Below are 11,812 nucleotides of genomic sequence, written 5' to 3' on the forward strand. Positions count from 1 at the left end.
CTAACCTAGCAGAAGGGCTGTTTAATTCTCAGAAGAAAAATAAATAGTTCTGCCGAAGGTTGTAAACCGCCGTTTAAAGTCCCAAATCGCCAGTCCCAAATCGCCAGTCCCAAATCGCCAATCCCAAATCGCCAATCCCCAATCCCCATGAAAAACTCCCGTAAAAGAATGATGATTTGTAGCTTTTGTGCCATTACCTGCGGTTTATTTGGTAGCTTTATTGGTTGGCAAATAGCTTCTTCTCTTCCATCCCAAAGGTGTCGAAATCAAACTTGGGAAATTGGCAAAATGATGTGTAATCTCCAAACTTCACCAGAATCAATGTATAAAGGTTGGCAAGGAAGTACATCGGGGATCTGGACTGGAACTATTTTGGGTGCATTTTTTGCTGGTTTGGGTACGCGTCAGTTACGTCGTTGAAAAAAAGTCAGGAGTCAGAAGTCAGGAGTCAGGAGTCAGAAATCAGGAGTCAGAAATCAGGAGTCAGAAGTCAGGAGTCAGAAGTCAGGAGTCAGAAGTCAGGAGTCAGAAGTCAGGAGTCAGAAGTCAGGAGTCAGAAGTCAGGAGTCAGAAGTCAGAAGTCAGGAGTCAAGAGTCACTAATCACTAGACTTCCCACACTTCCCACACTCCCCACACTTCCCACACTTCCCACACTTCCCACACTTCCCACACCTCCCCCTCTCATTCTTAAAAGGCGTAATTAACTCGGATTTAGTATCAGAGGTCAGGAGCAGAGGTAATGATTTTGAAACGCGCCGTCATATAGCGTAAATTTAATATGGCCAAAAACTAAAATTTATGAATAGGCAAAGAGTTCTTTCGGGCGTCCAACCAACCGGTAATTTACACTTAGGTAATTATTTAGGAGCAATTCGTAACTGGGTAGAAATTCAAGACCAGTACGATAACTATTTTTGTGTCGTAGATTTACACGCTATTACCGTACCGCAAGATCCAAAAACTTTAGCAAATAACAGTTATACCTTAGCGGCGTTATATCTTGCTTGCGGACTGGATTTAAATCATTCTACTATTTTTATTCAATCTCATATTTCTGCCCATAGCGAACTGACTTGGTTATTTAACTGTATTACACCCCTTAACTGGCTCGAAGATATGATTCAGTTTAAGGAAAAAGCGCTTAAGCAAGGGGAAAATGTCAGTGTGGGCTTGTTAGATTATCCCGTACTGATGGCGGCAGATATTTTACTTTATCAAGCTGATAAAGTACCTGTGGGCGAAGATCAAAAACAACATTTAGAGTTGACGCGAGATATAGTTAACAGAATTAATCACCAATTTGGTACACCAGAAAAACCAATCTTGAAATTACCAGAACCCTTAATTCGTAAAGAAGGGGCGAGAGTGATGAGTTTAACAGACGGAACCAAGAAAATGTCCAAGTCCGACCCGTCGGATTTGAGTCGAATTAACTTACTGGACCCGCCAGATGAAATCACAAAGAAAATCAAAAAATGTAAAACAGATCCAGTGCGGGGTTTGGAATTTGATAATCCAGAACGTCCTGAATGTAACAATTTGCTGACATTGTATATGCTGCTTGCTGGCAAAACAAAACAAGAAGTTACAGCAGAATGTCAGGATATGGGTTGGGGTAAATTTAAACCTTTGTTAACAGAAACCACAATTAACGCCCTTAAACCAATCCAAGATAAATATCAGGCGGTAATGGATGATAAAAGTTATTTGGAGTCTGTATTACGAGAAGGACGAGAAAAAGCAGAGGTAGTCGCCCAAGAAACCCTCGCACAAGTCAAAGCTGCTTTAGGTTTTTCTAAACCTTTATAATTTCCAAACCTTTGTAACTTTTGTTCCGCATAATTTTTTAGACTGGAAATGTCAGTCTTTTTTTATATTATGCCTAATACCCATAACCAAATACCTCTGACCTGTTTCCGTAAAGCAGTTGAAGCAGGAGAATTTCTGGTGACTGCGGAGGTCGCTCCACCAAAAGGAGGTAACCCACAACACATGATAAATATGGCGGCGACTCTTAAGGGGAGAGTTCATGCTGTCAACATTACCGATGGTAGTCGTGCTGTGATGCGGATGTCTTCGTTAACTGCATCCGTTATCTTACTACAACATGGAATTGAACCAATTTGTCAAGTTGCATGCCGCGATCGCAATAAAATTGGTTTGCAAGCTGATTTGATGGGCGCTCATGCTTTAGGTATTCGTAACATCTTGGCTTTAACGGGCGATCCGGTGAAAGTAGGCGATCATCCCGATGCTAAAGGTGTATTTGATGTAGAATCTACCCGCTTACTGCAAATTATCGGCAAACTTAACAAAGGTATAGATTATAACGAAAAACCTTTACCCGATGGTGCTACAGATTTATTTGCAGGTGCAGCAGTAGATCCACAATGTCGTAGTTGGTCTGGTTTACAAAGTCGATTTGAACGTAAATTGAAATCCGGTGCACAATTTTTCCAAAGTCAGCTAATTACGGACTTCGAGCGACTGGATAAATTTATGACCCAAATAGCCGCAGGTTCAAACAAACCGATTTTGGCTGGAATTTTTCTGCTTAAATCAGCAAAAAATGCCCGATTTATTAATCGTGCTGTTCCGGGAGTCAATATTCCCGAACATATCATTGATCGCTTGGAAAGAGCTAAAGAACCTTTAGAAGAAGGGATGAAAATCGCTGCAGAACAAGTGGTTATTGCACGTCAATTATGTCAAGGAGTACATATGATGGCGGTGAAGCGGGAAGATTTGATTTCCCCAATTTTAGATATGGCTGGGGTTAAGCCTGTTAATAATGAAATTGTAGCGGCTTAAAATACAGGTAAATACAGAAAAAACTTAAACTAGAGACGCGTTTTTGCTGGCTCTTATCAGAGTGACGCAAATTCGCGTCTTTAAGTGTTTGGGAAACTGTACCATCGAAGTATGCTATCTCTCGATAATTAATTTATCCGCCAAAGATTTTATGAGTGTTAATAGTAAGGAGTTTATGTGGTGACAGAGTTAAATAAACAAATTCATCTCGAATATTTGGATGAAGAATCTTTAGATGAAGAAAATGAAGAAGAATATGAAAAAAGGACTTTTAACTACGATCCAGAACAAATAAATATTGTAACCAAAGAACCAACTATCGATCTATTATTAAGGCGAATTGATGAAGAAGCTCTCAATTTAGCACCTGATTTTCAACGGCAAGCAGGTATATGGGATACAGAAGCTAAAAGTCGTTTAATTGAATCTATTCTGATTAGAATTCCATTGCCAGCTTTTTATATAGATGGCACAAACGAAGAAGAATGGTTAGTTGTAGATGGTTTGCAAAGATTATCTACTCTGAAGCAATTTGTTAGTGATCGAACTCTTAAATTGACTGGACTAGAATACCTGATTGAGTTAGAAGGAAAAACCTATGATGAATTAGAGCGTAGATATCAGCGACGTATAGAAGAAACTCAGGTTACAGTTTATCTGATAGCAAAAGGTACTCCTGTTGAAGTTAAATATAATATTTTCAAACGTATTAATACGGGGGGAATACCTCTTTCTAATCAAGAATTACGTCATGCTTTAAATCCCGGTCAAGCGACTAAATTCTTAGAAAAACTTACAAAATGTAGAGAATTTACACGTGTTGTTAAACTTGGTGAATCTCGTAAAAAAAGAATGGACGATCGAGAATTTATTCTTGGTTTTCTAGCTTTTAAGCTAACTTCTTACAAAAAACATCAAGATGGCGATCGGGATACATTTCTGAATCAAGGGTTAGTCAAAGCAAATCAATTATCTGAAATAGAACTCAATAATATTGAAAATGATTTTAAAAAAGCAATGATTGCAGCATTCGATATTTTTGGTGATAATGCATTTCGTAAGCAGTCTAGCAATAAAAGAAAATTCCCACTAAATAAAGCATTATTTGAAGCCTGGTCAGTAAATCTTAGTGAACTTAATGAGCAAAAAATTGAAACATTAAAGATTCACAAAAAAGAATTGATACGTAAATTTATTAGTAAATCAGATAATGATAAAGAATTTCTTGCATCTATTTCTCAGGCTGCGAATAAAGTCGAGTATAGATTTAGCACGATTGAAAAAATAATTCAGGAAGTATTATTATGATTCATCTGTTACGGTTGATAAATTTCAAAGCTTTTGAAAATCAAGTATTCGAGTTTAAATCACTGACCTTACTTTCTGGTCTAAATAGCACTGGTAAATCTTCCGTAATGCAATCATTATTACTTCTGCGTCAGTCTTATCAGCAGGAATTATTACAAGAAATAGGTTTAGCGTTAAATGGTGATTTGGTAGGTATTGGTAATGCTCAAGATGCCTTTTGCGAAAGTGCAAAAGAAGATTGCATAGGTTTTGACCTAACTCGGGAAGATAAAAGTAAGGGAATTTGGCGCTTTAAATATGAATTAGAGAAAAAAGAGACAGATTTTCTAGATTTAGATTTTACGTCAACAAAAGTTGATGATGCAGTTTACCTATCCAATCTTTTCAGGAAAAAATTTCATTATCTGCAAGCAGAACGTATTGGTCCTCGCCTAGTTAATGAAATGTCAGATTATAAAGTTAGACGGCTTAGACAACTTGGTATAAAGGGAGAATACACAGCACACTTTCTTAATATTTATGGACGCCAATCAATTCCTATAAATTATCTCAAGTATCCACGGGCAAAATCAATGGATCTGATAGATCAAGTTGAGGGATGGATGAGAGAAGTGAGTCCCGGTACGCGCATCACAATTAACTCAAATACAGATATAGATTTAATAAATTTGCAATATTCTTACGGAGATAGTAATACTTATCGTGCAACTAACGTCGGATTTGGAATTAGTTATACATTACCTATTATTGTAGCCATTTTGTCATCTGAACCTGGTACACTTATCCTGGTTGAGAACCCAGAAGCTCATCTCCACCCCAAAGGGCAAGCCAAAATGGGAGAATTGTTAGCACTTGCTGCTAGTTGCGGTATTCAAGTGGTAATAGAAACACATAGTGACCATGTTTTGAATGGTATTCGTCTTGCAGTTCATGATGCTAAGCTTGCTCCAGAAGATGTACGGCTGCATTACCTACAACGCCGACAACAAAGAGAACTAACTTTTACTGAAGTGGTATCCCCACAGATTGATAGAAATGGCAGAATTGATAAATGGCCAGATGGTTTTTTTGATGAGTGGGATAAAAGTTTAGACGCTTTATTGGAACCAGCGGGAGAATAGAGTATGGACTTAGAGATGGTTTTAAATGAACTTTCTCTCAAAACTCCTGTAGGTGATCGTTACGAAGCAAGACAACTAATGTCTCAGTTGATTGGTACTTTGCGTCAAGCAACAGCTAATGGTGCAAATCGAGTACTCCGCACTTCCGATGAGATACACTCTTTGGAGCTTGCACCTAATTATCGCATTTCTCAGTGGCGTAATGATCCAAAAGTAGATAGAGAAGAAAGTCGATTTTTCAAAACTCTGGTAACCAAAGCTCCTTTTTGGACTGATGTATTTGAAGAATTTAAAGATGAATTTGATTTATCAGACATTAAACATCAAGGAGAACTAGTAAGAGGAATAGGATTTGCTTTAATTATTGATGCTCTTCCTATCAGTTTCAATTCTGAAAAACGCTGGAATTGTTGTTATTTAAGTTTAGAAATTATAAGAATTGACGCAAATCAAGAAGTCGTAGATGAAACCGTCAAAATCGTACATGCTAGTTGCCACAATCATGTTCTCGTACATGCTGATTGGATCAAAAATCGTATCCGTACAGAAGTTACGAACGGAGAACAACTTTGGAGTCGAAGACAAGAATTATTTCCCAGCTTGGAATTTTGCGATGATGTAAGTAAGCAAATTCAGTCCCTTGATACTGGCAAACCAATGCTTACACAAGTATTAAAACGTTTACTCGAACTTGAAGAGTATTGTAAAACTTGGAAAAATGGAGCTTTTGACTCCGATGCTTTACCCAGTAAGGTAACTCCTGAAAGCGAATCAAGACTTAACCAATTCAAGGATAAACTTACTTTTGAATGTTCTGATGGCAAAAAACGTGTATTTAGTTTACATGCACGCATGACACCAGGAGCATGGAGGCTTCATTTTTGCACGGAATTAGGACCAGGAAAAATAATTATTGGTTACATTGGTCCTAAAATTCAATAAATCAGTTTTTAAATTAATTTAAACAATTTTCAATTTTGCTGATAAAATAAGTTGATCTAAGGCAAAAGAATATCTAAATGTCCAAACCAACAACGGTAAAATGGGGTGGATGCTCCACCGTAAACTGATAAAATATATCTTGCTTACCTTCAAATGGAATTATTAAATCCCAACTCAAAATTCCCATTTCACTTGGATTAATCTGGGGACTAGTACGACTGAGACGAACTTTGATTTGCTCGTTGCGACTAACCGGTAGTTGCTCAAATAACTTTAAATTAGCTTCATGTTGCAATAAATTAGTAATTACTAACTTGTAGGTATAAGTTATTTTGCGATTATTACCAATCAGTTTTTTATCAACTTGACGCTCCACTAACTCACGTTCAATTTTTAACCCTTCATCAATACCTAAATTTAATTTAAACTCTTCACCAGCAACAGTATTTGCGATTTTAGTCGTTCCGACAAATACATCGTCACGAAATATATTGGCTTTCCCAGGTAATAAGGTCGCACCATTCAAACTATTTTTCACGTTTGCTTGTAAATAAGCAAAGCTGACTAAACGGGGCATTGTTACATAATCAAAACAGCAAGGGTAATCATCATGAAAAATTGTTGTTTTGTGAGGCGTACCATCACTGAGAATATTACTTTTATTTTTTAACTTGAAGGTAACAACATTCCCTTGCTTAGATACCTTACCATTAAGACTTTCTGCTCCAATTAAAGCTTCACTTTCATTATTTGTTTCTTCTTCAGCCATTTCTAATGAAAAAGCAATTTCTTCTGAAGATTCCTCATAATCATCAGGATTCATTGAGTAGGAACGTGAAAGGGATCTTCGTTTCTGTTGAACAGCAACCGGTACAGCAGGTTTATCAATATACCAAGGCTTTAATTGTGGTGGTAGGGTACCCAAACCCGGTTTAGCTGTAGAAAGTGTTAAGGCAACATTATTCCAGTCTTCACCACTATTTTGAGAGATTTCAGCCAAATAACTCAAGTAAACACTGTGGCTTACACTATCAACTCTTAAATCATAGAGGGGAGTCCAAGTTGCACCCGTGACTACATAAGAAATTTCTAGCTCGAATTCACCACTTCCTGCTGGTTCTATTGCAATAAACAAACTGAAATCGCTAGTTGAATTTGGCGTTTGTAGAGATTGCAACTGTAGTTTTAGTGCTTCAATTTGTTTATCTATTTCTTTTTGCTGACTCTTGTATTCCCCTGTTGCAATAGCATATTCGCTATATTGACTTCCTAAAAAATTGACTAAGTCCAAAGTTTCACTCAGACTCATATTTTTCCGTGCCAGACTCACAGAAAATTGTTCTTCAGCTTTCTCCCGTAAACCCTCAATAAATTTAGATTGCAAGCTTAAAGCATCTACTTGTGCTTGTAAATTACGTTTTTGAGCTTCTAAATGTTTTATTTGTCTTTCGATCTGTGTTTGTCGTTCAATTATCGATTCTGTTGAATAGTTTTTTTCAGTATTTACCGTGAGTAGACGTACTGGTATTTTACCACTTCCTTTGACACGTACTGATTCAGGTTTGAGAGTTACTGGCAATTGATTAATTATTAAAACACTTTCCTCTCCGGTTAACTCTGCCTTTGCTGTGCGGGTTACTAAAGCTTGTTTTTTATAGACAGTGACTGCAATAATCCGGCTTTCTAGAGTTTGTCTATCAATTTCTAAGTCTGATTCTATCACCACCATTTTCCTCTTTATTTTTAATTATTTTCTTTTTTTTATTTTTAGTATTGAGAACTTCTAAAGTCAATCTTTCACCGATCATGAATTTTTAATAATTAATTCTCAGGAAAATGTATGAATATTTAATTTTTCTTAGTTTTATTTTTAGTATAGATAATTAATATTTTTTAGTATTTTGATTGAAAAGTTGATAATATGTATCAAATTTAAGTATAGAGTTTATGTTGGCAAATAGAGATTTTATAAATTAGAGTTTAGAATGTAAGGCTTATAATTTAATATATAAAGTTTAATATATAAAATTTAAAATATAGAATTAAAAATTCAGAATATAAAGCTCAGAATTATAGAATATAGAATTCAGAATTTAGAATTCAGAAGACAGTAAGTAGATATTTGTCTAACTAGAACTATCTGCTGAATTCCAAAAACCGAATCATCTGCTAATTACTCCTGAACTTTTTATGGGAACAGCATATGGTGGTTTCAGGGGGGAACATTGTTTTCTCTGGTAATTTCACAAAATCAAGTTGATATTTTCGAGAATCTTTTTACTGCGTTTTGGAAAAATTAAGCAGGAATAGTTACACTTTCATCTCTAATCTGCTTAACTGCATCTAAGAGATATTCACAATAAGTCTTAGCAACTATAGATAGTTGTTTACCTGATGGATGAACAACGTACCAGTGACCCTGGATGGGAAAATATTCCACATCTAAAATGGCTATATCACCTTTGTATGGAATCAATGTGTGACGGGATAAAACTGAAATTCCTAAACCGCCAGCAATTGCTTGCTTAATTGCTTCGTTACTACCTAGTTCTAACTTAACTTTGACTTTTACGTCATGTTCTTTCAGTAGACTTTGTACCGCTTTGCGCGTTCCTGAACCTGGTTCTCGCATAATAAATGCTTCCTCACTCAGGCGTTGAATGGGAATATTTTTCTCCTTTGCGAGGGGATGATTTTTAGGTGCTAAAACCACTAAAGGATTTTCTAAAAATGGTTGATAGCTAACATCAATATTTTCAGGAACTCTTGTCATGATATACAAATCATCTTGGTTATTACCCATCCGTTCGAGAATACCTTCATGATTTGTAACTTGAAGTGAAATATCAATTCCCGGATATAGTTGGCAAAATGGACCCAACAAACGGGGAACAAAATATTTGGCGGTGGTAATCGCTGATAGACGTAATTGTCCCTGTTTTAAACCCTTGAGATCGGCTACTTTCATGTCGAACTGAGCCAAAGTATCAAATACTGACAAGCAAGTAGAAAATAATTCTCTCCCTGCTTCTGTCAGGAACAAACGCTTACCAACCTGTTCAAACAATGGTAGTCCTACTGCTTTGGTTAATTGCTTGATTTGCATTGAAACAGTAGGTTGGGTAAGAAAAAGTTCTTCTGCTGCACGAGTAAAACTTGCATGTCGTGCTGCGGCTTCGAACACTCTTAACTGATGTAGTGTTACTTGGTTCAAGTTAAACTCTCCTGCAAAAGTAATTGAATTTATTGTTCTAGTATCACTACACCCCTACATATGCTGCATCTGCGAGGAGACGAGAACATGGGGGTTGGATCATAGATTTTTATCTATGCTACTTATCATTATAACGGTATTCCCTTTATGGTTCTAAGGAGCTATTATCAAATTAGCAAGCAAAGCGTAAGATGCCTTCCAGCCAAAGTTACACATCACTTAACATGGTGTGTTTCGGGGGATATTAATAAAAACGTTGTATTAACCTTCTCCCACTAGGTTGGCTACAACGTTTTTTTTTTCTTTTTTAATGGATGGTTTTCATTTATGTTGGTAAGCGCAAGTCAAAGGTTAAAAGTCAAAATTGACTTAGCATTATGACTCCCGTACAGACGTAGAATGTTACATCTCCACAACTCGTGAATTCTGACTCCCAAATTCTCTAGTTATTCTTCTATAATTGTTTCTTTAATTGTTTCAGGTACTTGACTCAAATCTGGCAATTCAACTAATTCCGCCTCAGCAATAGGTTCTTTGATATTTATTGGTAGGTTTAATGGTTGACGTTCTTCAATCCAACAATTAGCAACGGGTAAAGTCTTTTCTAACTCATCCAGAGGTCTGGGAATGACCATAATTGCATTCAATTCACCAATTCTTTCGGCTTCGTACATTCCAGCTTCCACTGCAACAGCGACATTTGCTACAGAACCACGGATAATCGCCGTACAAAGACCCGCTCCAATTTTTTCATATGCGGCTAATTGGACATCAGCGGCTTTAAGCATTGCATCGGCGGCTCCTACTACTGCAGGAAAACCTTTTGTTTCTACTAAACCAACTGCTAAATTACTTAAGCGAGAGTAACTATTTTCTTGAATAATTTGACTGAGGCGACCTGTAATTGGTAAAACAACGTCTAAATTTGGATAAGGTCGAGGGATTACCAAGCTGGAAACATACTGACCGAATTGCTTGGCGGTATCCTCTCCTGCTTCTATAGCAAGACGAACATCAGCTACACCACCACGAATAATGGCTGTACAATGTCCGCCACCAATTTTTTCATATCCAACTAGGTGAACTCCAGCTGATTTAAGCATCATATCCGCAGTCCCTACAATGGCAGGAAAGCTACGGGTAGAGACTAATCCCAAGGCACTATCCATAAATAAGGTTTGCCTGTGAGACGACTTGTTGTGTGTCTCCATGAAATTTCTCCGGGACTGTTAATCGCAAATACAACTACCAATTTACAATTAACACAATTAACATTTATTCTGGCGAATCTTCAGACTCCGGTTGATTTAATGGTTGTCTGTGAGGAAATAAAGTGATTAATAAGCGGTTGATGTTGGTTTGTCCATAGATATGAGCGCCGAAATTACTTGGTGATTCAGTGGCTGGTGCATTGGATTGGGAACTAGAGGAGGATTGCTCAGTTTTATCGGGCTCGTTACCTCCTAACTGATTTTCCTCAGGGGATGGAGTCTTTAGCTCTTTTTGCTGAGATGTTTCTGGGAATTGGGAGGATAAATTTTCGCCAGGATTTTTCGTATTAACTCTTCCATTCATTGATTCTGTATTCCCCGAGGGAGAACTTACAGATTCAGGATTTGTAGTTGAGTTTAGCTGTTGTGTATTGCTATTTACCTCCGGAGAAGGTATTTCTTTGATGGGATTTGGTACTCCTAGAATTGAACCAGGTGCAACTATTTCTCCAGGTGCAACAGAAGAATTGAAAACTGTTGAAGCTGCTCCGACACAAGCATTTTCTCCAATTGTACCTGCACCAACCATCAGAAATCCAGCACCTAGATTTGCTCCCGCTCCAATTACAATCATTCCCCGGGCAGCTTGAAGAATTGATCCCATACCAATACAAACTCCTGCTGCAATAATTATTTTGCTATTTGGAGCTGCTTGAAGTATTACCCCTGGGGCAATAACTGCAGTTTGGTGAATGCTAACTTCGCCACTGATATGTATGTCAAATTGATTGCCTAAACGCAGTGGCGGCACGGACATAGGAATATTAACCTTATTAGAGCCAAAAATTATACAAGCAGATGTTTGGGGGATAAAACTCGCAGGCGTAGGTTTTATTTATTTCACAAATTTATTTAACTAAATTGTCAAAACTCAAAACTTACCCTTATGAGATCTTTGAGGAATCAGAGAGTAGAAATATTTACTTACCAATCAGATTAAGAGAATGATTGGAAAAATTATTACTCTTCAGAGATTATTCCAATCGAGAAATAGTTCTTTGGGAAAGAGTTATTCTTGACAAATAATTTTTCCTAATAAATAGTCCTTCTCGGAAAATATTCTCTTTGATTTTGCAAGCTTTCAAAGCGAAGCTTTCTACTGTCAAGTATTTAGCTAAGATACTTAGCCATTAACAACCGAGA

General features: G+C 37.1%; 12 protein-coding genes. 7 read left to right on the forward strand and 5 right to left on the reverse strand.

Translation table 11 applies throughout. From position 1 onward, the window contains the following. Positions 1 to 5: 5 nt before the first annotated feature. Positions 6 to 149, reverse strand: a complete 144-nt coding sequence (locus tag BC008_RS50550) for a hypothetical protein (protein ID WP_201026139.1) — start codon at positions 147 to 149, stop codon at positions 6 to 8. Between BC008_RS50550 and BC008_RS17285 the strand changes: the two genes are divergently transcribed. From BC008_RS17285 to BC008_RS17310, 7 genes are all read left to right on the forward strand, one after another. Then, positions 148 to 420 (forward strand): hypothetical protein, encoded by a 273-nt coding sequence (locus BC008_RS17285; protein WP_058183720.1) that lies wholly within the window; start codon positions 148 to 150, stop codon positions 418 to 420. The genes BC008_RS50550 and BC008_RS17285 overlap by 2 nt on opposite strands. Next, the gene (locus BC008_RS50555; RefSeq protein WP_201026140.1) at positions 377 to 706 is read left to right on the forward strand and encodes a hypothetical protein; all 330 of its coding nucleotides are present in this window, start codon (positions 377 to 379) and stop codon (positions 704 to 706) included. The genes BC008_RS17285 and BC008_RS50555 overlap by 44 nt, the downstream gene beginning before the upstream one ends. 94 nt (positions 707 to 800) lie before the next feature. Next, positions 801 to 1,811, forward strand: a complete 1,011-nt coding sequence (gene trpS, locus BC008_RS17290; protein WP_027843919.1) for a tryptophan--tRNA ligase — start codon at positions 801 to 803, stop codon at positions 1,809 to 1,811. 69 nt (positions 1,812 to 1,880) lie between these two features. Beyond that, positions 1,881 to 2,813 (forward strand): methylenetetrahydrofolate reductase, encoded by a 933-nt coding sequence (locus tag BC008_RS17295; RefSeq protein ID WP_027843918.1) that lies wholly within the window; start codon positions 1,881 to 1,883, stop codon positions 2,811 to 2,813. A gap of 180 nt (positions 2,814 to 2,993) precedes the next feature. Beyond that, positions 2,994 to 4,121, forward strand: coding sequence for a DUF262 domain-containing protein (locus BC008_RS17300; RefSeq protein ID WP_027843917.1), 1,128 nt, complete (start codon positions 2,994 to 2,996; stop codon positions 4,119 to 4,121). Beyond that, entirely contained in the window at positions 4,118 to 5,242 is a 1,125-nt protein-coding gene (locus BC008_RS17305) for a DUF3696 domain-containing protein (protein WP_027843916.1), read from the forward strand. Before BC008_RS17300 ends, BC008_RS17305 begins: the two co-directional genes overlap by 4 nt. Positions 5,243 to 5,245: 3 nt before the next feature. Beyond that, positions 5,246 to 6,184: a hypothetical protein gene (locus BC008_RS17310; RefSeq protein WP_027843915.1), complete on the forward strand. Its 939-nt coding sequence runs from the start codon at positions 5,246 to 5,248 to the stop codon at positions 6,182 to 6,184. Between the two features lie 73 nt (positions 6,185 to 6,257). Here BC008_RS17310 and BC008_RS17315 read toward each other — a convergent pair whose 3' ends face one another. The 4 genes from BC008_RS17315 to BC008_RS17330 all read right to left on the reverse strand — a co-directional run bounded on the left by BC008_RS17315 (position 6,258) and on the right by BC008_RS17330 (position 11,426). Further along, positions 6,258 to 7,913: a mucoidy inhibitor MuiA family protein gene (locus BC008_RS17315; RefSeq protein ID WP_153009608.1), complete on the reverse strand. Its 1,656-nt coding sequence runs from the start codon at positions 7,911 to 7,913 to the stop codon at positions 6,258 to 6,260. A 567-nt stretch (positions 7,914 to 8,480) separates the two neighbouring features. Then, positions 8,481 to 9,398: a LysR family transcriptional regulator gene (locus BC008_RS17320; protein ID WP_027843913.1), complete on the reverse strand. Its 918-nt coding sequence runs from the start codon at positions 9,396 to 9,398 to the stop codon at positions 8,481 to 8,483. A 446-nt stretch (positions 9,399 to 9,844) separates the two neighbouring features. Beyond that, the gene (locus BC008_RS17325) at positions 9,845 to 10,609 is read right to left on the reverse strand and encodes a BMC domain-containing protein (RefSeq protein ID WP_027843912.1); all 765 of its coding nucleotides are present in this window, start codon (positions 10,607 to 10,609) and stop codon (positions 9,845 to 9,847) included. A gap of 64 nt (positions 10,610 to 10,673) precedes the next feature. Then, complete coding sequence (locus tag BC008_RS17330) at positions 10,674 to 11,426, reverse strand: LbetaH domain-containing protein (protein ID WP_027843911.1); 753 nt, start codon at positions 11,424 to 11,426, stop codon at positions 10,674 to 10,676. Between the last annotated feature and the right edge of the window lie 386 nt (positions 11,427 to 11,812).

The sequence above is a fragment of the Mastigocoleus testarum BC008 genome (assembly GCF_001456025.1).
GTDB lineage: Bacteria > Cyanobacteriota > Cyanobacteriia > Cyanobacteriales > Nostocaceae > Mastigocoleus > Mastigocoleus testarum.